This window comes from Pseudomonas sp. RA_15y_Pfl1_P11 (genome assembly GCF_963970975.1).
Taxonomy (GTDB): domain Bacteria; phylum Pseudomonadota; class Gammaproteobacteria; order Pseudomonadales; family Pseudomonadaceae; genus Aquipseudomonas; species Aquipseudomonas tritici.
The window spans coordinates 220,343-240,968 of record NZ_CAXAOY010000006.1; the positions used below are offsets into that span (position 1 = coordinate 220,343).

Here is a 20,626-nt window from a genome sequence, read left to right on the forward strand (position 1 = left end):
GGAACCCGGCTCTATGTTGCCTTCGCCGCGCAAGCCCAACGCCAATGCTGCACTGGCCCATCGACAGCGCTGGCGTGGCCGGGTCGGGCTGATGCTGGTGGCCAGCCTGTCGGTGCTGGCGGGAATGACTGACGCCATCGGCTTCATGGCCAGCGGTGACTTTGTGTCGTTCATGAGCGGCAACACCACACGCCTGGCGGTGGCGATCAGCGCCGGGGATCTTGGCCTGACCGGACGGCTGCTGTTGCTGGTCGCGACCTTTATCGTTGGTAACGCCTTCGGCGTCGTGGTCAGCCGGCTGAGCCGCCGCCATGCACTGCCTTTGCTGATGTGTATTGCCGGCTTGTTGTGCGGCGCTGCCGTGCTGCCCTTCGCCGATACGTTGCCCGCGCTGCTGGCGGCGATCATCGCGATGGGTATGCTGAATGCCGCTGTGGAAGAGGTTAACGGATTGCCGGTAGGCCTGACTTACGTCACCGGCGCGCTTTCACGGTTCGGTCGCGGGCTGGGTCGCTGGCTGCTCGGGGAGCGTCGCAGCGGCTGGCGCGTACAACTGATCCCATGGGCCGGGATGTTCGTGGGGGCGGTGATTGGCGCGGTGCTGGAGCAGCAGATGGGCTTGAGGGCGCTGCTGGTCAGCGGCGTCTTGGCAGGCGTGCTGGGGCTGGTGTGGCTGAAGATTCCCCGGCGCTGGCACCTTGGCTACATGCCGCGCTGAGGAAAAAAGGTGCTCGCCCGACGTTTAAGCCTCGACGTCCGTGTACTGGTAAAGAGCCATCGTGTCGGACGGGCGGGTGAATCATAATCCAAATGCCTCGCAGCCGTCGTGACAGGCATTTCCTAAAACGACTAAAGCAATGGATTACAGGCAAGTCGCCAGTGCGGCCAAACGCCGCTTGGCCGGCATATTGTCTTCTGCCGCGTAGTACTTGATGGTGGAACCGGCCCCCGCGCTTTGCACATCGACAAAGTAGTCGCCGGCGGTGGTGTACACGGTAAAGCCGCTAGCGCCGATGGGTTCCTTGAAGCCGCCGGCGTCAACGCCGAACACGCTTTCATCCTGCCAGCCGAACTGCACGCATTCGGCAACCACCAGTGTGGCCTTGTCTGAAGCCAGGGTTTTGTAGGGCGTGCCGGCGCGCGCCTCTTTCATCTTCGAACCTGCACAACCGGCCAGGGCCGCCAGTACCAGTGCGCCAATTACCACCTTGTGCATGCCATTGCTCCGTTGGAAAAAAACGCGACTCTATCATTAGCAGGCGACACCCAAGGACTATTACGTCACGCAGGCGCCTATAAGTGGATTCGCTGCATGCTCAAGGGCAAGCGTACGGTCAAGGGCGAGAGCACGCCCAACTGACTGGGTGCTTGAAGGTGGCGCCTGCTGACACATGGCATTATGATGCCGCGGTTGATCTCACTGAGGAGATCAACGGGATACCCTCAACAAGGAAGCGTCATGAAAGATTTCGTCATCAGCGTCAACAACTCCGTTCTCTACATCGCACTGGCCTTCGTCTGGCTGATGGGTTTGGTGACGATGTTCAGCGCAAGCTTTTTGTCGGGCCTGGCGGTATTGGTGGGCGGTACTTTGACGTGGTGCATCATTTCCGGCTTCTGGTTCGTCCAGTCGGCCACCTATGAAGAACTGCGCAAGCTCAACGCAAAAAGCTGATGTGCCTGGGCAGCCCTATCGGGCTGCCTTGCTGTGTGCAGCATGAATTTAGTTTCACTGTGAAGGGCGCCTGGGCTGCCTATATTGGCCACGCTCATTTTTAGAAACCTCCCTTCTGCCCGCCCTCCCGCGGGCTTTTTTTCGTCCGAGTGTTAAAGCAACCAGCGCACTAGGTAGAACAACGCCATGCTCAACAGTACGGTGATCAACACATTGCGCGTCCAGAACATCAACGCCACCGCGCTGAGCCCCGCCAGCAGGTAAGGGTTGGCCGGGCTCAAGTTGAGTTGATGGTCGGCCAGGAAAATGATCGGCCCGCAAATCGCCGTGAGCATGCCAGGCACGGCGAACCCCAGAAACTCCCGCGCGCCACGGTTGAGGCGCACCGGCAGGCGCGGCTCGATAAACAGGTATCGGTTGAGAAATACCACTAGGCCCATGGCCACAATCATGATGTAGATCATCGCTGCCCTACTCCCAGTCGCTTACAGGCATACCCCGCGCTCATGCCCAACACCCCGGACACCACCACCGCCGACTCCCAATGCAGAAAGCTCAACCACACCGAAAACAGCAACGATACGGCCACGCAAACCAACGTGGGGATGTCACGCACCACCGGCGTAATCAACGCGATAAACGTAGCAGCGATGGAAAACTCCAGCCCCAGTTGATCAAGGCCGGGAACGCTTTTGCCGAGCACGATACCGGCCAGTGTGAACAGGTTCCAGATAATATAGAACGTCAGGCCGACGCCCAGGGCGTACCAGCGGTTGAACGTCTCGCGGTCAAAATGGCTGATCAGTGCGAAGAATTCGTCGGTCAACAAAAAGCCCAGGCTCATGCGCCAGCGGGTCTTGAGGGGCGACAGGATCGGGCGCACATGCATGCCGTACAGCAAATGCTGGGACGTCAGCAGCAAGGTGGTCAGCACGATGGAAATCAGGCTGGCGCCACTCTTGACCATACCGATGGCGACCAGTTGCGCGGCTCCGGCAAACACGATGGCGGACAAACCTTGGGCTTGCAACGGGGTGAACTGTGCATCAATGGCCATCGAACCGGCCAGCAGTCCCCACGGCGCGCAGGCCAGGGACAAGGGAATGACGGCGATGGCGCCGCGAGCGAAAGCGTAATGAGGTAAGGCAGTGGGCATGGAAACGGCTCATCGACAGACAGTCGACAAGCATGCCAGCGCAACAAGGGGATTGTCTTGAACGATCTTGCTCAGGCGAGCCTTACCGACACCTGCTCCACCGAATCGCGCGCTTCGCGCAGTTCGTGGGCGTCCTGGTTAAGCCGGTGAATGGTGTTGAGCAAACGCTGGCGCAACACTTCATCGCCGAGCTTTTCGACGGCACGCATCAGGTCGAAGGCCGCAGTTTCGTTATTTTCCGCGACGGAATCCAGGGTCTTGCGCAGGTTGCGAGTGGCACGGGTCACGCGGGTTATTCCTTGATCAGCAATGGGAAGGCACTTTAGGACATTCATGTTTCATTTTAATTTCAAACACTTGTGGCGGTTTTCAAGGCATTTGATCCATATCAATTGAAACAGCGTTTGACCGATATATATGGAAATACGTATATTCGCATAGCCCCATATACAAAGACCTTGGCCATGCTGGATCCCCTCTCCCCACCCACCTTGTTCAAATGCCTGGCCGATGCCACCCGGGCACGCCTGACGTTATTGATCCTGCGTGAAGGCGAACTTTGCGTGTGCGAACTGATCCATGCCTTGGACGACAGCCAGCCAAAAATCTCCCGCCACCTGGCGCAATTGCGCAGTGGCGGGTTGCTGCTGGACCGTCGCCAAGGCCAATGGATCTACTACCGCATCAACCCGGCATTACCCGATTGGGTGACTGACGTGCTGCACACCACCCTGCAAGCCAACCAGCCCTGGTTGCACAACGACGCACAGCGTCTGAATGCAATGGGCGACAGACCACAACGGACCAACACCTGCTGCTGAATCCTCGGAGCGTTCATTCATGCTTGTCGCACTTGCGATTTTTATCTTCACCATCGTATTGGTCATCTGGCAACCCAAGGGCCTGGGCGTTGGCTGGAGCGCAACCCTGGGCGCCATTCTGGCCCTGGCCTCTGGCGTGGTCAGCCTGGCGGATATCCCGGTGGTGTGGCACATCATCTGGAATGCCACAGGGACCTTTGTCGCACTGATCATCATCAGCCTGCTGCTCGACGAAGCCGGTTTCTTTGCCTGGACCGCCCTGCATGTAGCGCGCTGGGGGCGTGGGCGCGGCCGGCGTTTATTTGCCTATATGGTGTTGCTCGGCGCATTGGTCTCGGCGCTGTTTGCCAATGACGGCGCGGCGCTCATCCTCACGCCGATCGTGATATCGATGCTGTTGGCCCTGCGCTTTTCCCCGGCGGCGACCCTGGCCTTTGTCATGGGCGCAGGGTTTATCGCCGACACGGCCAGCTTGCCACTGGTGGTCTCGAACCTGGTGAATATCGTCTCGGCGGATTACTTCAAGATCGGCTTCAACGAATACGCCGCGGTGATGGTGCCGGTGAACTTCGTCAGCGTCGCGGCGACGCTGGCGGTGCTGCTGTGGTTCTTTCGCCGCGACATTCCGCAGACCTACGACCCGGCCGACCTTGAAGACCCCGCCAGTGCTGTCCACGACCGCGCCACCTTCCGCGCCGGCTGGTGGGTGTTGGGCATCCTGTTGGTCGGTTGCTTTGCCCTGGAGCCGCTGGGCATTCCCATCAGCGCGATTTCCGCCGTCTGCGCCGTGCTCCTACTGGTCATCGCCGCCAAGGGCCACGCGATCTCCACGCGCAAAGTGCTGAAGGAAGCACCGTGGCAAATCGTGATCTTTTCCTTGGGAATGTACCTGGTGGTCTACGGCATGCGAAACGCCGGCCTCACCACCTACCTGGCGACCTGGCTCGATACGTTCGCCACTTACGGCGTGTGGGGCGCGGCGATGGGCACGGGAGTGCTGACGGCGCTGCTGTCCTCGGCGATGAACAACTTGCCGACGGTGTTGATCGGGGCGCTGTCCATCGAATCCAGCCATGCCGTGGGCGTGGTCAAGGACGCAATGATCTACGCCAACGTGATCGGCAGCGACCTGGGCCCTAAAATCACCCCGATTGGCAGCCTGGCCACCTTGCTGTGGCTGCACATCCTGGCGCGCAAGGGCATCACCATCACCTGGGGCTACTACTTCAAGGTCGGGATCGTACTCACGCTACCGGTGTTGTTGATCACGCTCGCCGCCCTCGCCTTTCGCCTGAGCCTTTGAAGGAGATAACCCAATGAAAGTCCTGTTCATGTGTACCGCCAATAGCTGCCGCAGCATTTTGTCCGAAGCTGTGTTCAACCATTTGGCGCCGCAAGGTTTTGCGGCGATAAGCGCCGGCAGCTTTCCCAAGGGCCAGGTCCTGCCGCGCAGCCTCAGTACGCTGCAGGCGGCGGGTATCAGCACTGAAGGGCTGTACAGCAAAGGCAATGACGCTTTCGAAGGCAGCCCACCAGACGTGGTCATCACCGTGTGCGACAAGGCTGCCGGTGAAGCGTGCCCGCTGTATTTCGGGCCGGCAGTGAAGGCGCATTGGGGGTTGGAAGATCCATCTGATGTAAAGGGCAACGACGCAGACATCCAGGCGGCCTTCAACACAACCCTGGACATTATCGCCAAACGCTGCAGGGCGTTTTTCGCCGTGCCTTTTGATTGCCTTAGCCCTGCTGAAATCAAAGCGGAGTTCGACCGTATTGCGCTGATGTGAGCATCGCTTAGCGATGTGGATTCGCCTGCTGGTGCCAGCGTATGCTTTCGCACTTTCCTGAAAGGACGCGGGCATGCTGACGATCTTTTTCTACGCACTGATATTCGGTTTCGTGTTTTGCCTCTCTCCCGGCGCCGTGCTGGCGGAGACCCTGCGCCGTGGTTTGCTCCATGGCTTCACGCCGGCCCTTCTGGTGCAGTTTGGCTCGCTGGTGGGCGACGCGGTGTGGGCGGTGATCGGCCTGACCGGGATCGCCCTACTGATCCAGCATGACGCAGTGCGCGTGCCACTAACGGTAGTCTGTGCGTTGTACCTCGCCTGGCTGGGTGTGCGCAGCCTGATCGATGCCTGGACGCTGCCTGAATCAGACGCCGCACCCGCCAGCACTCGGCAAAATGCGCTGGCGGTCGGCGCAGCGATCTCCCTGGCCAACCCGAAGAATATCGTTTACTGGGGCGCGCTGGGCAGCGCGTTGTCAGGCATCGTCGGCGCCACGCCCAGCCATGGGCAAACCTTGATGTTTTTCGCCGGGTTCATGCTGGCTTCAGTGTTGTCATGCTTTCTGATTGCAGCGCTGGTCAACGTGCTGCGCAAGAACGCATCACCGTTGGGGCAGCGCATCAGTTATGGCTCTTGCGGTGTGGTATTGATCTATCTGGCAATTCTGGCCGCGCAAGGGATATGACGTTATAGCAACGTGTTATCGGTGTGGGTGGCCTTATCGAGGGCCTACTCTCGCAAACCTGGGGGTCAGCGTCCAATCAGGCCTTGACCTGTTGTTCCAAGTGCAGCTGCAATTGCGGATCGATTTGCAGTTGACCTGCCAAGTCGTCCAGGTAATTGCGTTCGGCGTCCTGCTGATCGTCCACCAACATCACACTGGCCAGGTAAACCTCCGCCGCCACTGCCGGGTCGCTGGCGAACTCGGCGAAATCCGCAGCGTCCAGGGGCTTGGCGACTTCAGCGTCGAGCCACGCTTGCAGTTGCGAATCGTCGGTATGCCGGCCCAGTTCAATGGAAATCAGTTGCTGCTCTTTTTCATCGATGTGGCCATCAGCTTTCGCGGCGGCGATCAACGCACGCAAAACGGCATGGCTGTGGGCTTCGGCTGCGGGACCGTCAAGCTGGTCGACCGTCTGGAAGGCTTGCTGCGGAGCACTGCCTTGCTGGCGTTGCCAGGCTTGGTAGGCCCGGAACGCCGCCATGCCCAAGGAAGCCAGCGCCGCGTAGTTCATCCCGCCAGCACGTCCCTGGGCTGGACGCGCGCCAGCGGCACCGCCCAAGAGGCCGCCAAGCCCACCCAACAAGCCACCCAGACCAGCACCGCCCGAGGCATTGCCGGTGCTAGTGCCTTTCAATAAGCCGCCGAGCAGTCCGCCCAAACCGCCACCCGAGGAGGCACTGGCCCCTTGCCCGGCGCGCAGCAGTTGTTCCAGTAAGTCGCTGGTGTTCATGATCTCGCCCTCCCAGGGCGCAACGTTGGCGTCTAACAACCATAGCCCGGCCCTGCCGGAACACCATGACCGCCGGGCGGGCACGGCCTATCATGGCGTCACCGTGCCTCTGAGAGAAAACCCAAGTGAACCGAATTGAGCATGTCGTGTTGATGGCCCGCTACAACCAGTGGATGAACCGCAAGCTCTATGAAGCGGCCGGCACGCTGTCGGACGCGGAGTTGCTCATGGACCGCAAGGCGTTTTTCGGCTCGATTCTCGGCACGTTGAACCACCTGGTATTAGGCGACACCGTCTGGCTCAAGCGCTTTGCCCTGCATCCTGCTGGCTATGCGGCACTGGCTCCGCTGAACGCGGTCGCCACACCTGTTGATTTGACGCAGTTGGCCTTTGCCAACGTCCGAGAACTGGCCGCCCGCCGAGCCTGGCTGGATCAACTCATCCTCGACTGGGCGCAGACCGTAGAGGCGCCCGACCTGGATCAGCGCCTGCATTACCGCGACATGCGCGGTGTGGCCGCCGATAAAAACTGCTTTAGCCTGCTGGTGCACTTTTTCAATCACCAGACCCACCACCGGGGCCAGGCAACCACCTTGCTGAGCCAGGCGGGGCTGGACGTGGGCACTACGGATTTGCTGGCGTTAATCGACTGAACTCGGCGTACGCCTGCATCAAGCGCGGGAACGCCGCGGGCTCTGGCAACTGCGCAAAGCGTTCAACGGCCGGGGTGGAGGCCCAAGGCAATTTCTCGCTGGTCCAGGTCTCCATGAAGGGTACATAACTGCTGGCATTGTCCAGCAACGCCGCGCGCACGTTGACGAACTCATCGATGCCATGAGGGCGGGTGAACAGCCAGCTCATGCAATGCGGGCAAAAGTAGTGGCGGTCCTCCCCCTGCAGGCCGCCGATCACCGGGCAGCCCTGGGTGATCGTAAAACCGCTGGCCGGAATCAATGCGCTCAGGGAGAAGGCGCTGGAAGACATCTTCTGGCAACCGGTGCAGTGGCAGGCCATGGTGATCACTGGGGCCGCACTCACGCTGAAGCGCACACGGTCACAACGGCAGCTGCCTTCGTACGGCAGGGTGTCGACGCTCATCATTGCTTCCTTTTATTGATGGGTAGCGTGGCAGGTTAGCGTCCGGGCGCAGAGTTGAACAGGCCAGCCCCAAAACCGAACGCTGCATCGTCACTGGGGTCGTAAACCTTAGGTGTCGGGATTTTTGCTGCACCCGCCCTCCCCGCGTGCATTGGGAGTCTACCGATGCGCGTACCCCGAGAAGGAGACGCTTACATGGTCATTCACTTCAAGGTCGCAGGTCATTTAGCCTGTGGCCATCACGGCACCAACCTCCCTTCCAGCGTCGAGCTGAACCGAGTCAAGTGCCGTACCTGCCGCAACACCGATGCCTACAAGGAAGCGCGCCGCACCCAGCGCAATGCTGCCCGCCGCGCCAATCGTAACGCCAAGACCCGCACCGTGATCGACTGGCGCAGCGCGTGGACGCAACGCCTCACCGACCTGCCCGGTATGCAGCGTTTGCCACGGGGCTTCAGCGGTCAGCCCTTCGTGTAAGCCACACAAACAAAAGCCCCGGCAAAACCGGGGCGCTTGGGTGTTAGTCGATCATCACTGTGCGCCACTGTTTCGAAGGTTTGTCGTTCTGGGGCTTCGGTGGTTCTGGATATGTCACTGATCTGACCAAGGCCCAGGCCGAGGTGTTCACCAAGGACGGTGCTTGTGATCACCGCGACACCGACATTCCGTGGCCAAAGGCCTACATCGATGCCCAAGCCCGACGCCTTGTTGAGCGTGACGACGTAAATATCAAAGACGCCCTGCGCGGCACAGGTATCAAGCTGGCCAAGCCGAAGGGGCCAAAAATGATGGTGTTCAATTGCAATGGCTACCGCCGATTCATCAGCGGCGCGCAGCGCTATCGGGAAGACCGCCGGACAACGCACCTTAAGAAGCGTTACCGTGCGGGCTTAATGCTGCCTTGCTGAGCGAATCGTTCAAACTCGGCGAGCATGATAACCGCCGTGAACTGCAGCTCCCCGTACTGAGCGGCTGTCTCATCAGCCTGGAACGGCCAGTAGTTCTTGTAGAAGTCTTTCGCCGCTGCCTCAGCTTCGTCCTTTGCAAGTTGAAGGCCTGCTTCGTAGTCGTCATCACGCATACATACCTCCTTGATCCGACTCCATGCCGGTCACCCGCAATACCCCAACCCAACCCAACCCAAACTGCCACCATCCAAGTTGCGAGGACTGTTTGATGCGGTCCGTGAGGCGGCCGGTGTTGAAAAGTAGACTTTCAGATGCGCGACTTACGTGCAAAGGCTGGTACCGACAAAGCACAATCCAGTGAAGACATGCTAAAAGCGAGGGACCCACTTGGGCACACCACCGTGGTGATGACCGAGTATTACATCCACAAACGGATCGACAAAAAGGTCACGCCAACTAAGTGAGTTGCGGAGCAACATTTGAAATTGCGGACCGGAAACAAACAAGGGTTTGCATCAGCTTTCGCCCGCAAACCCTTGATTTTAGATGGTGCCCGAACCCGGAATCGAACCGGGACGCCCTTACGAGCGGGGGATTTTAAGTCCATTATTTTTTCCTTATAAATCATAGCCTTATTGTGGTTATTTTTCCGCTTCAAACAAATTCTCTGTTCGTTTTAGGGTAGTGAAACCAGGACTACAAAACAAATTGCGGAAAGAATTCGGGTCGCCGGAATCCCGTATTTCAAGCGAAGGCTGTCGGATATAGGTCTGCAGAAATGGCCTCAAAGCTATTACCGGTTACAGCCCGACACTGAATCCTCTGATCCCCACGCTGTCGGCAAAGCGCCTCACCGCTGTGAGGCTGGCCCAGGTGCGTAGCCGTTAACGTCGAGAGCGTACCGGCACCCAGCGCGCACCGTTGCCGCCCAGGCGAATCGACAGACTCCAATGTGATGCGCCATCGATCTTTGCCACCAGGCACTCGCGCACCACGTTTTGCTGCACCAGGACGCGCAGCACCTCTTCATGGATTGACTCGTTGATCATGTGAGCTCCGTCAGCCGCGTCTGCGCTGCATCATAGAAGGCGAGGTACAGCCGCTCAATCGCATCGGCGCTCAGCGCACCGACGGTCTCCAAGCCCAGAATGAACCCTTCAGCACGATCAATCGCGCGCAATGTGGCGGGGGTCGTTGCGCTACTGAGAATAGTCTGCAGCAGCTTGTCGGCCTGGGCGCGGGTCGCGCCTGTCAGGTTCAGCGCCGCCAATGAGGCCTGCCCATAATCCTCACTCATGATCTGCCACCCAGCAATCCGGAGTATTCAGCGTGCCGAACTCCGGGGTGTACCCGGCCATGACCGACAGGTGCTCAACTGGGGTGACGCCTCGCGTTGCGGCGGTCGGGATCGGGTACGGGTAACTGCATTCTTTGGGTGTCGACATGGTGAGAGTTTTTGTTCAAGTAAGTGCCTGTGCGTGAGACCACAGTACCCAGGGTCGGCAGGCCAGTTTAGGCGTCGGTGGCTCCCGTACCCCAACGAAAAGGCCCCCACACCTGAGGCAGGTGTGGGGGCCGATCGAACATAGGCTGGAATTCCGTGTATCAGCCGTCAAAGGCCGCTATCGACCGATTCTGTTGAAAAAGTAGCTCCCCTGTTTGACCTGCGGCAAAATTGCTTCATTGGCCGGTGGGGGATCACAGAGCATGATGGGACAATTATCGAGTGGGCAGGAGCGACTGTTTTACTCGTTCAACCTTGAAGATCACATCCCAGCCAATCATCTTCTGCGCAGCATTGATCAGTGTCTCGATCTGAGTGACCTGCGCCATTACCTCGCCGATTTCTATAGCCCTATCGGGCGTCCGTCGATTGATCCTGAACTGATGATCCGCATGCTGATCGTGGGCTATTGCTACGGCATTCGCTCAGAGCGGCGGCTGTGCGAAGAGGCCCATTTGAACCTGGCGTATCGCTGGTTCTCCCGATTAAGCCTTGAAGATGAAGTCCCCAACCACTCGACGTTTTCCAAAAATAGACACGACCGTTTTCGGGACAGCGATCTGTTTCGCTGGTTGTTCAATGAAGTGCTGCGCCGTTGCATGGACGCAGGCTTGGTCAAAGGTGAAGGCTTTGCCGTGGACGCCAGCATCATCAAGGCGGATGCGAGTCGGCAGCGCGGCGTACCGGGTGATGAACAGATCAACTGGAGCGATCCGGCCCTGAGCACTCGCGCCGTGCGTGAGTACCTTGAAGGCCTCGATGAGGAGGCTTTGGCCGAAACGCTACCGAAACGCCTGTCGCTGACGGATCCTCAGGCACGCTGGACGGCTGCTCCAGGCGGCCCTGCTTTCTACGCTTACTCCACGAATTATCTGATCGATACCGAGCACGGCGTGATCATGGATGTGGAACCCACACCGGCTCATCGAACCGCAGAAGTCGAGAGCACCAAGACGATGATCGATCGGGTCGAAGCGCAGTTCGACATCAAGCCGGAACGCCTCATTGGCGACACCGCTTACGGTACCGCGCCGATGCTGGCCTGGATGGTGGAGGAAAAAGGCATCGAGCCGCATGTGCCGGTGTGGGACAAAACTGAGCGCAAGAACGACAGCTTTTCGAGTAACGATTTCCACTGGAATGAAGAGGCGGAGGAATACCGCTGCCCAGCCGGCAACCCATTGCGCAGCGAATGGCGAGCCTTCAAGAACGAACGTTCGCACGTCACTAAAGCCAACACCATCATCTTCCGATCCAGACAGACCGACTGCGCGACATGTCCGATGAAAGCCAGGTGCTGCCCGAACACTTCGATTCGCAAGATCGCTCGCAGCGTCCATGAAGCCGCTCGCGATGTGGCTCGGTTCATTGCCGCAACGCCGGCATATCAGCGCTCTCGTCACGAACGTAAAAAGGTCGAAATGTTGTTTGCCCATCTCAAGCGCATCCTGAAATTGGATCGCCTGCGGCTACGTCGCATGAGTGGCGCGACGGATGAGTTCACGCTGGCCGCTGCGGTGCAGAACCTGCGACGGCTGGCCAAATTTTCATCTCAAGGGCCACCAGTCACGGGACTGGATTATCTTGGCAGTTCGAAGCGCTATCGCTGGTTGTAACGGACGACTCCAATGCCGCGTGTCATCATGGAATGGGCGTCTGGATCGGTCAGTGAGGCCGATTTATCCGATGATTCGTTGAGCTGACTTTCAATGAACTGCAATTTTTTCATCTGAGCTTTGAGCTAGTCGATTAGCTCTTGCAGCCGAGTAGCCATGGGCTGAGCGACCGAGGGTTCTTCCCGATCGCTTTCGCCGAGCGCAGTCAGGCAGCGATTGATACTCGATTCAATTTCTTCCATCCGCCGTTTCAGCTTAGCACTGGTGAAATTGCGGCCGCGGTTATTGATGGCCTTGAATTTACTGCCGTCAATGGCGACCAGATTTTCTTCGAACAGTCCTAGTTGCTGGCACAGCACCACGAACTGGCGGCAGACATCTCGGATGGCCTTGCTGTTGTCTTTTCGGAAGTTGGCGATAGTCTTGAAATAGGCCCAACGGCTTCAGCAAAACGCCCTACGGACGTCAGGGTGGCTCAGGTAAATAGGAGCGCACGCCGAGAGTGCATCGGTGCCCAACGATTGTCGTGGCCACCCAAGGGATCGACAGGCCCCAGTCGGGACCACCTTCCATACGGCCGCCCAGACATTCACGCACGGCATATTATTCGACTTGGGCACGCAAGATTTTTCGTGAACACCGTCAGCGATCACTGTGCATCCACCAGTCGGCGCGTCATGGCCGCTTCGTCGAAGACGCCGTTCAAACCATCACTTGCAGAATTCAGCGCCCCGATTGGTTCTAACCCCAGGACAAACCTCGCATAGGACTCATGCGATGCAGATCCTAGGCACGAGGTGCAAACATGACGATGGTCTTTTCACAGGGCAACAGCGCCCGACCATGGTCCCTGCTCGGCGTCATGCCATCAATCTGTAAAACCATAGGAAGGCAGCGAAGATATACATTGAAGTTAAAAACGTGTGGGATAAGCATTAAAACTCAGAAACGTTCTATGTTCGCGGCTTAATGCGGCCTGTAGTTTATACCCCCCTATGACTACACGTAATCGTTACCACATGGCCCACAAAACACTGAGGTGACTCACTTCGACTGCACAGTCGCAAGATTGCGTCCGTTAGATGCCTGAGCGTTAGCTTCAAACATTTCCATGGTAATGCTTGTGTTTAATGCAACATCCCCGACGCCATTCTTTAAAAGCCATTTGGTGAAATCGTCTATCACTGCACCGATGGCATGCTGATGGTGAGCAACAAAGTCAGCGCATCCGCCGTAGCGATCTTGGATTGGGAGTTATCTGGCCTGGGTTCCCTCTTGGACTTTTTGTAACCAATCTACTTCATGTGAATAATAAGGTTCGTCTGATTTTTCCAGCATCTGGCCTCCCCTAAAGTGCCGGAATGAGATTAAAAAACTACCTCCATCAGATCAGCCCGATCCTATCCTCGCCCAATGCCGCGCGTCGTCTGCTGCGCATTTTTGCTATGGTGCTGCTGGTAGGTATTCTCGGCGGCGTGTACAGCTTCCTACTCTTTACCTTCAAGAATGAAGTGTCCCAGCGGCGCAGCTACATGAGCAGCGCAATCGCCGAAGCGCATACCTTTTTCACCACCCGGGAAGCGCTGCTGGAAAGCCTCAGCCTGTCGGCCACGCGTATGGCCAACATGAACCTGCCAGTCTCCGAAGAAGAAATCCGCCTGCTCCTTGGCCAAGCGCCGGGACACCAATGGAGCATCTGGCTGACCCAACGCATGCGCGACAATCTCAAGGCTCGGCAACTCAACCTGGTCTATGTCAGCAGCGGCCCCCAGCCTCAAGTGTGGCGCCTGTACAACGCGACGTCGGTGACCAGTGCTTTTGGACGGGCCACGCTTGAGCATCTGCAGACCCTCGAGCACCCCAACAGCGACAACCTGAAGGAACTCTGGCTGACCCACGCCTCCGACGGGCACTCGCAGTTATACATATTCATCCGTCTGGACGAGCGTGACATCAACTCCGGCTGGCTCGGTCTGGAAATGGACGACCGTGAAATATCCAGCGCCTTGAGCGATCACAGCGCCGGCGAGTTCACCATGTTCAATTCGCAGGGCATGCCGCTGTTCAGCAACAGCCACAACCCGCCGCCGGGGCAGAACCTGCCGTTGGTGCAGCAAAAGGATTTTTTCGGTTTTGTCGGTGACGGCTGGCTGCCTGAACAGTTGGTGTTACGCAAGCAGCTGAAATCGTCGGATTGGCAACTCATTTACTCCATCGATCTGCTGGCGGTACTGGGAGCACTGTGGCCGCAAATACTTGGCGCGCTGCTGTTCTGCCTGCTGAGCATCAGCCTGGTGTACCTGCTGATCCGGCGTCTGGAACACCGCGTTATCAACCCGGCGATTCACCGGATCCAAGCGTTGGTAGAAAGTGAGCTGTTCAGCCGCGACGTGATCCAGACCGCCCCGGTGGCACTGTGCGTACTGCGCCGCACCGACGCTAGGGTGGTGCTGGAAAACACCCTCGCCCGCCAATGGTTGGGCTGCCGTGGCGAACAACTGGGGCCGGGCTGGATTCGCGCGGCGTTTGACGAGCATGAACCCACTCTCACTGATTACTTCGCGAGCACCGATGGTCGTCACCTATACCTGAGCTGCGCGCCGACACGCTATAAAGGCGAAGACGTGTTGCTTTGTGCCTTCAGCGACATCAGCGCACGCAGGCAAATCGAAGCGGCGCTGGAACAGGCTCGCCAGTCGGCCGACGCCGCCAATGAGGCAAAGACCTTGTTCCTCGCGACCATGAGCCACGAAATCCGCACACCGTTGTACGGCGTGCTGGGTACCCTGGAATTGCTCGCGCGCACTCAACTCGATACCCAGCAGAAAAGTTACCTGCAAGCCATCGAAGGTTCATCCGCCACCCTGCTGCAATTGATTTGCGACGTGCTTGATGTGTCGAAAATCGAAGCCGGGCAACTGGCGCTGGAATTGATCGAGTTCCGCCCGACGACGCTGGTACAGGAAGTGGTACAAGGCTACGCGGCAGCGGCGCAGAGCAAAGGCCTGCAACTGTACGCCTGCCTAGACCCGCAAACGCCGGAACGGTTGATCGGCGATGCTAGCCGTGTGCGGCAGATCCTCAACAATCTGCTGAGCAACGCGGTCAAGTTCACCGATTCCGGGCGTGTGGTACTGCGGGTCAAATTGCTTGGTCGAGAAGGCGAACGGGTGTTCCTGCAATGGCAGATCTCGGACACCGGCAAAGGCATCGCTCATGATGATCAGGCGTTCATTTTCGAACCGTTCTACCAGACTGAAGGCAACACCAACGTGGTGGCCGGCACGGGCCTGGGTCTACCCATCTGTCAGCGGCTGACGCACTTGATGAACGGCACCCTGCGCATGGTCAGCGAACCGGGGCTGGGCAGCAGTTTTTCCTTGAGCGTACCGCTGGAACAACCCTCAAACAAAACCTCACCGGCCGTCGTGCCGGCATTGGCGCCGGACCTCATTTACGTGGTTTCGCCCGTGCGCGAACTGGCAGAAAGTCTCAGCGGGTGGTTGCGGCGCTGGGGCGCCCGTCCGCAGATTGGCGCACCCGATTGCACGGAACCCGACACCAGCGCTGTGCTGCTTGAGCTGTATCCCACGCCCTTCGAGCAACGTCCCGGCCAGGCATGGGACGGGCCGCGGGTGCTGGCCAGTGGCGATGGCGCCCATGAGCCGCAGTTCGGCGCAGGTGGCTGGAAGGTCAATCTGAACGATCTGGTGGCGATCCAGCGCGCCGTACGCCAAGCGCAAGGCGGTCAGATTCTCCCTCCCCCCGAACAACGCGAACCCCATATGCTGCGTCCATTACACCTGCACATTCTGGTGGCCGAGGATAACGTCATCAATCAACTGATCCTGCGCGACCAGCTCGAAGAACTGGGTTGCGCGGTGGCGTTGGCCCGCAATGGCGAAGAGGCCTTGTCGCTTTGGCGTGAGGGTGAGTTCGACATTGTCCTCACCGACATCAACATGCCTCAACTCAACGGCTACGAACTGACCGCAGCCCTGCGCGGCGCGGGTTGCGTCACTCCGATCATCGGTGCCACCGCTAACGCTCTGCGCGGTGAAGATGCCCTGTGTCTGGCGGCCGGAATGAATAACTGTCTGGTCAAACCTTTTACGTTGCGAGCCTTGTTTGCGGCCCTGGCTCCTCACGAAAGAGTCGCTCATGAAGCCCTATAGCATTTTGATAGTCGAAGACCACCCTTTCCAGCACCGATATTTGCAGAATCTGTTTAACGAGTTGGGCAATTTTGAGGTACTCGGCGCCCGAGACGGCGAAGCCGCACTGGCCTGCCTGAAACAGCGTGACTTCGACCTGGTACTCACCGACCTGCTAATGCCCGGCATGGACGGCGTGCAGTTCATTCAGGGCCTCGCTGCGCAACGTTCGCGCCCCGCACTGGCGATCATGAGCGCGGCCTCGCGACGGATGTTGATGGGCGCCAGTCTGGTTGCGAGTAATCTGCAGGTAAAAGTGATCGGGCTGATTTCCAAACCGGTGACCACCGCCGCTCTGTTCTGCCTGATCAATCAACTGCAGGCACTGCGCCAGTCGGTTCCGGTCGAGGCCCGCGAAGGCATCGACTGCGAGCGTATTTTACACGCGCTGGACAACGGTGAACTGCAAGCCTGGTTCCAGCCCAAGAAAGCCCTGAACAATGGCCGCATCGTCGCCGCCGAAGCCCTGGTGCGCTGGATTCATCCCGAGCATGGCACGTTGCTGCCAGGCGAATTCCTCCCGGAGTTGGCCGCGTGTGGCTTCGAAGAGCAACTGTTGTGGCGAGTGTTAGAACAAGCGCTTGCCGCCCAGGCCTGTTGGCGCCAGCAGGGCTATGACATTCCGGTCTCGATCAACCTGCCGACGCACCTGCTCAACAGCCACGACTTGCCCGACCGTATCCACGAGTTCGTGCTGGCCCATCAAGGCTTGCCGGCACGGATCTGTTTCGAACTGATGGAGTGCTCGGTGCCCGACGACATCAGCAACTTCTATGCCGGTGCCTGCCGCTTGCGGATCAAGGGGTTCGACCTGTCCCAGGATGATTTCGGCAAGGGTTACAGCTCGTACATGAATCTGGTGTCAGCGCCGTTCACTGAATTGAAGATCGACCGCACGTTGGTGCAAGGCTGCAACGCCAATGAGGAGCTGGCCCAGGCCCTGACCAGCATTGTCAGCCTAGGACGGCAGTTGGGTCTGACGGTGGTGGCCGAAGGCGTCGAGACCGCGCAAGAACTTGCTATGCTGCGTAAAATCGACTGCACTCAGGTTCAGGGTTTCCTGATCTCCCACGCCGTGTCTTCGGATCAATTCCAGCAGTTGCTGACCCATGACGGGCCGGCGAACGCGTACTGACCCGCAAGCGGGTGTTGACAACTGTCACTTGCTATCGAAGTCACTGTGCTCAAAGGCCCGCTTATCTCTACTGCCCAGGTCCACTGATGCCACATCCCAATGCTTTCATGGAAAAGCTCGCCAACAGCTCATCGCGCCTAAACAAGACGTTGCTGGTGCTCGGCGCCCTGTTGTTGCTGTTGCTGGGCATCAGTTACGTGGGGGTCAAGCGCATGGTTGAGGAGCGGCGCGATACCGTGCAGTTTCACTTTACCCGACTGATGGAGAATGTCCGCGAACAGGAAGTTTTCCTGCAGGATATCGCCCGGGAAAGCGCCAAGGGTGAGCGACTGCCCGCGGCCCTCTTGCCGCCCTACACACAAAAGCCTCTGCCTGATGAAGGGCGGAACATTTATGAGGGCCGCGGCCTGCCGTTTTCGCTGCCTTACAGCCTGAAGATCAATCCGGACAGGATAGCCCCCAGCCAATACCGGAAAATCTTTGCACTCGGCACCCACCTGGCCGCTTACTACAGCGCGTTCTGGTCAGCGTCGCATTATCAGTCGCCACAGGTCTTACTGGTCAATGGACCCGACAATTTTGATCTTGCCGTACCTTCTGCCGGGCGCTTGCGCGGTAACGGACAGACGCAGATCGGCCATCTGGTCGACGTGATGACCCAACTGAACAAGCGTCTGCGCGGGCAGAACTTGCCGCCGCCGGATCTTCAGGTGCGCTGGGAACCCTATGTCTCTGCCGAGGATGACAAGAGCGCGCCGCCCCTGCTGGCCTACGTGAATATCAATCTGGCCAGCACCGCGCTGACCGTCGAAGGTGCCGATACCTGGGTGGTATTGGGCTCGCTGATGAACCTATCTCAGGTCAATAACATCGAGCGGCTGATGCAATGGTCGATCTACGACGACTTCACCTTGATCAGCCCACGCGGCGTAGTCTTGACCGGCGCCGTGAAACCCGACGATTTGCTGGATGAAGGGGTGAACTTCAAGCGTGACGGCCTGGTGTTCAAACTGAGCAGCCCCGGCGAGCAACACTGGACGGCAATCTACGTTATCAGTGTGCGCAGTTTCCTCGATTACGCACTGTGGCCTATGCTATGTCTGGTTGCACTGGTTCTGGCACTGCTCGGTTGCAGCCGGGCGATCAATCGCTGGTACCAGACGCGGGTCATCATGCCTGCACAAAGTGCGCTCGCAAGCATCGCCGAAAGCGAGGCGTTCAGCCGCGCAGTAATCGACACGGCGCCAACCGGCCTGTGCGTTATCCGCCGCAGCGATCACCATGTACTGCTGCAAAACCAGCGCGCCCGACAGTGGCATGACAACGGCCAGTTGATGAGCCTGCTCACCTCACGCACCGACCCCGGTCACGCCGACCTTGAGCTCCACGGGCGCCACCTGCACGTCGCCTTCGTGCCCACTCGCTACCTGGGCCAGGATGCCTGGTTATGTGCGTTGCATGACGTCACCCGGCATGTCGAAGATGCCGCAGCACTGGAGGACGCGCGCGAAGCCGCCGACTCGGCGAATAAGGCCAAGAGTCGTTTCCTCGCCACCATGAGCCATGAAATCCGCACACCGCTGTATGGTGTACTCGGCACTCTGGAACTGCTCGGTCTGACCCCGCTCACCCCGCGTCAGGAGAACTACCTGCAGACAATCCAGCGCTCATCCGCGACGTTGTTCCAACTGATCAGCGATGTGCTGGATGTGTCGAAAATCGAAGCCGGGCAGATGACCCTCGAACTGCAGGAATTCTGCCCGCTGGAACTGACCGAAGACAGCGTGCGCACCTACAGCGCCTTCGCCCGTTCCAAAGGCCTGCAACTGTATGCCTGCATCGACGCGACGCTTCCGGATCGGTTGCGCGGTGACCCGATACGGATTCGGCAGATTCTCAACAACCTGCTGAGCAACGCGATCAAGTTCACCGATAACGGTCGCGTGGTACTGCGGGTACGGATGCTGGAAAGTGTCGACGGCCGCGCCAGCGTGCAGTGGCAGGTCAGCGACTCGGGTGTGGGGATTTCTCAGACGCAACAACAGCAGCTGTTCGATCCCTTCTATCAGGTCAACGACGCCACCGAGCAGGCGGGTGCCGGACTGGGTCTGGCCATTTGCAAATGGCTGTGCGAGCTGATGGAAGGCCAGTTGAACGTGGTCAGCGAACCGGGACTCGGCAGCAGTTTCACTCTGCAACTTGCGCTGGAACACGCGCCCGGCGAGCTGGCCGATTGCCCGCCGTTCAGCCCCGCCTCCCCCGCTGTCTACGTGCGTGCGCAGGTCGCTGAGCAGGCGCAACACCTGATCGCCTGGCTCAACCGATTCGGCGTCGATTGCCGGCCGCTGACGCCCGATACCTCAGCGTCATCGGCGCTGCTGGTCGAGCTCGCACCTTTGGCCAGCACCAGCGCCTGGTCCGGGCCGAGGATCATCGCCACCACGGATGGCCCCAATCCAGCGCACTTACGCGGGATCGATCATCACGTCGACGCCCACGATGTGCGCGCGATCGCCTGGGTGGTTTATCTGGCACAACACGGCGCTAGCAGCGACAGTCAGCCTGCAGCGGCGGAAAAGCCCCGACCATTGAAGTTGCACGTGCTGGTGGCAGAAGACAACGTGATCAACTCGGCCATCATCAAGGAGCAACTGGAGGTGCTGGGCTGCTCGGTGGTCGTCGCGGCCAATGGCGAACAGGCTCTGGCGCAATGGACACCGGGGCGCTTCGATCTGCTGCTGACCGACGTCAATATGCCGATCATGAACGGCTATCAATTGGCAACGGCGCTACGCCAACTGGACCAGACCCTGCCGATCATCGGCGTCACCGCCAATGCCCTGCGCGAAGAAGGTCAACGCTGCGCCGCTGTCGGCATGAACGCCTGGATGGTCAAACCGCTGAACCTGGCTACCTTGCGCACGCATCTGGAAAAACACTGCAAAATCGCCTTGCCGGAAGCAGCCACGGCACCGATCCAGCTGTCGGCGAAAATGCGCGAACTGTTTGTCACCACCCTGCGTCAGGACATTCACACCACCCTGACGGCACTGGACAGCGCCGACGCCCATCGCGTGGCGCAGCAACTGCACAGCATGGCTGGCGCGCTGGGTGCAGTGCAGATCGAAGCCATGGCCACAATTTTTGTCGAGCTGGAGTGCCGTTTGCACGGCATGGCCGTGACCAGCGCCCTGGACCTGGAAGTCCGCCAGAATCTGGCTCGATTGAACGATCTGTTGGATACCCTTGAATAATTTC

The 20,626-nt window shown here is 59.0% G+C and carries 24 protein-coding genes and 2 pseudogenes; 14 read left to right on the forward strand and 12 right to left on the reverse strand.

The window, feature by feature from the left end; all coding sequences use genetic code 11:
- The first annotated feature begins 13 nt into the window (after positions 1 to 13).
- A complete protein-coding gene (locus AACY44_RS10120; protein ID WP_339416223.1) occupies positions 14 to 718 on the forward strand; it encodes a YoaK family protein in 705 nt (234 codons plus the stop codon).
- 144 nt (positions 719 to 862) lie between these two features.
- On the opposite strand, the gene AACY44_RS10125 is transcribed toward AACY44_RS10120, so the two are convergent.
- Positions 863 to 1,216 (reverse strand): hypothetical protein, encoded by a 354-nt coding sequence (locus AACY44_RS10125; RefSeq protein ID WP_339416221.1) that lies wholly within the window; start codon positions 1,214 to 1,216, stop codon positions 863 to 865.
- 243 nt (positions 1,217 to 1,459) lie between these two features.
- Here AACY44_RS10125 and AACY44_RS10130 point away from each other — a divergent pair, with 243 nt between their 5' ends.
- Positions 1,460 to 1,675 (forward strand): hypothetical protein, encoded by a 216-nt coding sequence (locus tag AACY44_RS10130; protein ID WP_065873020.1) that lies wholly within the window; start codon positions 1,460 to 1,462, stop codon positions 1,673 to 1,675.
- 152 nt (positions 1,676 to 1,827) lie between these two features.
- Here AACY44_RS10130 and AACY44_RS10135 read toward each other — a convergent pair whose 3' ends face one another.
- The 3 genes from AACY44_RS10135 to AACY44_RS10145 form a co-directional block, all read right to left on the reverse strand.
- Entirely contained in the window at positions 1,828 to 2,139 is a 312-nt protein-coding gene (locus AACY44_RS10135; RefSeq protein ID WP_339530182.1) for an AzlD domain-containing protein, read from the reverse strand.
- Positions 2,136 to 2,831: an AzlC family ABC transporter permease gene (locus AACY44_RS10140; RefSeq protein WP_339530184.1), complete on the reverse strand. Its 696-nt coding sequence runs from the start codon at positions 2,829 to 2,831 to the stop codon at positions 2,136 to 2,138. The genes AACY44_RS10135 and AACY44_RS10140 overlap by 4 nt, the downstream gene beginning before the upstream one ends.
- 71 nt (positions 2,832 to 2,902) lie before the next feature.
- Positions 2,903 to 3,118, reverse strand: a complete 216-nt coding sequence (locus tag AACY44_RS10145; protein ID WP_025856028.1) for a hypothetical protein — start codon at positions 3,116 to 3,118, stop codon at positions 2,903 to 2,905.
- Positions 3,119 to 3,295: 177 nt separating this feature from the next.
- Here AACY44_RS10145 and AACY44_RS10150 point away from each other — a divergent pair, with 177 nt between their 5' ends.
- The 4 genes from AACY44_RS10150 to AACY44_RS10165 all read left to right on the forward strand — a co-directional run bounded on the left by AACY44_RS10150 (position 3,296) and on the right by AACY44_RS10165 (position 6,124).
- Positions 3,296 to 3,652 (forward strand): metalloregulator ArsR/SmtB family transcription factor, encoded by a 357-nt coding sequence (locus AACY44_RS10150; RefSeq protein ID WP_339530186.1) that lies wholly within the window; start codon positions 3,296 to 3,298, stop codon positions 3,650 to 3,652.
- Positions 3,653 to 3,671: 19 nt separating this feature from the next.
- The gene (locus AACY44_RS10155; RefSeq protein WP_339436381.1) at positions 3,672 to 4,955 is read left to right on the forward strand and encodes an arsenic transporter; all 1,284 of its coding nucleotides are present in this window, start codon (positions 3,672 to 3,674) and stop codon (positions 4,953 to 4,955) included.
- A 13-nt stretch (positions 4,956 to 4,968) separates the two neighbouring features.
- On the forward strand, positions 4,969 to 5,439 hold the full coding sequence (locus tag AACY44_RS10160) for an arsenate reductase ArsC (RefSeq protein ID WP_339436382.1): 471 nt from the start codon (positions 4,969 to 4,971) through the stop codon (positions 5,437 to 5,439).
- 73 nt (positions 5,440 to 5,512) lie between these two features.
- Positions 5,513 to 6,124 carry a LysE family transporter gene (locus tag AACY44_RS10165; protein WP_339416206.1) on the forward strand — a complete coding sequence of 204 codons (612 nt, stop codon included), beginning with the start codon at positions 5,513 to 5,515 and terminating at the stop codon, positions 6,122 to 6,124.
- 76 nt (positions 6,125 to 6,200) lie between these two features.
- On the opposite strand, the gene AACY44_RS10170 is transcribed toward AACY44_RS10165, so the two are convergent.
- On the reverse strand, positions 6,201 to 6,893 hold the full coding sequence (locus AACY44_RS10170) for a tellurite resistance TerB family protein (protein ID WP_339416204.1): 693 nt from the start codon (positions 6,891 to 6,893) through the stop codon (positions 6,201 to 6,203).
- 125 nt (positions 6,894 to 7,018) lie between these two features.
- On the opposite strand from AACY44_RS10170, the gene AACY44_RS10175 reads away from it, so the two are divergent.
- The gene (locus tag AACY44_RS10175) at positions 7,019 to 7,546 is read left to right on the forward strand and encodes a DinB family protein (protein WP_339416202.1); all 528 of its coding nucleotides are present in this window, start codon (positions 7,019 to 7,021) and stop codon (positions 7,544 to 7,546) included.
- Here the strand turns inward: AACY44_RS10175 and AACY44_RS10180 are convergent.
- A complete protein-coding gene (locus AACY44_RS10180; protein WP_339416200.1) occupies positions 7,518 to 7,991 on the reverse strand; it encodes a GFA family protein in 474 nt (157 codons plus the stop codon). The two genes, AACY44_RS10175 and AACY44_RS10180, sit on opposite strands and share 29 nt — an antisense overlap.
- Before the next feature lie 195 nt (positions 7,992 to 8,186).
- Here AACY44_RS10180 and AACY44_RS10185 point away from each other — a divergent pair, with 195 nt between their 5' ends.
- Complete coding sequence (locus AACY44_RS10185; RefSeq protein ID WP_339416338.1) at positions 8,187 to 8,468, forward strand: hypothetical protein; 282 nt, start codon at positions 8,187 to 8,189, stop codon at positions 8,466 to 8,468.
- 59 nt (positions 8,469 to 8,527) lie between these two features.
- Positions 8,528 to 8,899, forward strand: a complete 372-nt coding sequence (locus AACY44_RS10190) for a hypothetical protein (protein ID WP_339416198.1) — start codon at positions 8,528 to 8,530, stop codon at positions 8,897 to 8,899.
- On the opposite strand, the gene AACY44_RS10195 is transcribed toward AACY44_RS10190, so the two are convergent.
- The gene (locus AACY44_RS10195) at positions 8,869 to 9,072 is read right to left on the reverse strand and encodes a hypothetical protein (RefSeq protein WP_339496967.1); all 204 of its coding nucleotides are present in this window, start codon (positions 9,070 to 9,072) and stop codon (positions 8,869 to 8,871) included. The genes AACY44_RS10190 and AACY44_RS10195 overlap by 31 nt on opposite strands.
- Before the next feature lie 138 nt (positions 9,073 to 9,210).
- Between AACY44_RS10195 and AACY44_RS10200 the strand changes: the two genes are divergently transcribed.
- Positions 9,211 to 9,363 carry a hypothetical protein gene (locus AACY44_RS10200; protein ID WP_370468004.1) on the forward strand — a complete coding sequence of 51 codons (153 nt, stop codon included), beginning with the start codon at positions 9,211 to 9,213 and terminating at the stop codon, positions 9,361 to 9,363.
- 420 nt (positions 9,364 to 9,783) lie between these two features.
- On the opposite strand, the gene AACY44_RS10205 is transcribed toward AACY44_RS10200, so the two are convergent.
- From AACY44_RS10205 to AACY44_RS10215, 3 genes are read right to left on the reverse strand one after another with little or no spacing between them, the layout of a single operon-like run.
- Entirely contained in the window at positions 9,784 to 9,948 is a 165-nt protein-coding gene (locus tag AACY44_RS10205; protein WP_370468003.1) for a hypothetical protein, read from the reverse strand.
- Positions 9,945 to 10,196 (reverse strand): hypothetical protein, encoded by a 252-nt coding sequence (locus AACY44_RS10210; protein WP_339530189.1) that lies wholly within the window; start codon positions 10,194 to 10,196, stop codon positions 9,945 to 9,947. The genes AACY44_RS10205 and AACY44_RS10210 overlap by 4 nt, the downstream gene beginning before the upstream one ends.
- Positions 10,189 to 10,344: a hypothetical protein gene (locus AACY44_RS10215; RefSeq protein ID WP_339427533.1), complete on the reverse strand. Its 156-nt coding sequence runs from the start codon at positions 10,342 to 10,344 to the stop codon at positions 10,189 to 10,191. The genes AACY44_RS10210 and AACY44_RS10215 overlap by 8 nt, the downstream gene beginning before the upstream one ends.
- Positions 10,345 to 10,606: 262 nt before the next feature.
- Here AACY44_RS10215 and AACY44_RS10220 point away from each other — a divergent pair, with 262 nt between their 5' ends.
- A complete protein-coding gene (locus tag AACY44_RS10220) occupies positions 10,607 to 12,019 on the forward strand; it encodes an IS1182 family transposase (protein ID WP_339427611.1) in 1,413 nt (470 codons plus the stop codon).
- On the opposite strand, the pseudogene AACY44_RS10225 reads toward AACY44_RS10220, so the two are convergent.
- Together AACY44_RS10225 and AACY44_RS10230 are read right to left on the reverse strand one after the other, a co-directional pair.
- Positions 12,013 to 12,447, reverse strand: a pseudogene (locus AACY44_RS10225) (IS5/IS1182 family transposase); the annotation flags it as partial. The gene AACY44_RS10220 and the pseudogene AACY44_RS10225 overlap by 7 nt on opposite strands.
- A gap of 630 nt (positions 12,448 to 13,077) precedes the next feature.
- Positions 13,078 to 13,314 (reverse strand): annotated as a pseudogene (locus AACY44_RS10230) (hypothetical protein); the annotation flags it as partial.
- Positions 13,315 to 13,380: 66 nt separating this feature from the next.
- On the opposite strand from AACY44_RS10230, the gene AACY44_RS10235 reads away from it, so the two are divergent.
- The 3 genes from AACY44_RS10235 to AACY44_RS10245 all read left to right on the forward strand — a co-directional run bounded on the left by AACY44_RS10235 (position 13,381) and on the right by AACY44_RS10245 (position 20,622).
- Positions 13,381 to 16,194: an ATP-binding protein gene (locus tag AACY44_RS10235; RefSeq protein ID WP_339530191.1), complete on the forward strand. Its 2,814-nt coding sequence runs from the start codon at positions 13,381 to 13,383 to the stop codon at positions 16,192 to 16,194.
- Positions 16,181 to 17,368: an EAL domain-containing response regulator gene (locus AACY44_RS10240; protein WP_339427535.1), complete on the forward strand. Its 1,188-nt coding sequence runs from the start codon at positions 16,181 to 16,183 to the stop codon at positions 17,366 to 17,368. The genes AACY44_RS10235 and AACY44_RS10240 overlap by 14 nt, the downstream gene beginning before the upstream one ends.
- Positions 17,369 to 17,454: 86 nt before the next feature.
- On the forward strand, positions 17,455 to 20,622 hold the full coding sequence (locus AACY44_RS10245; protein ID WP_339506775.1) for a hybrid sensor histidine kinase/response regulator: 3,168 nt from the start codon (positions 17,455 to 17,457) through the stop codon (positions 20,620 to 20,622).
- Positions 20,623 to 20,626 lie beyond the last annotated feature (4 nt).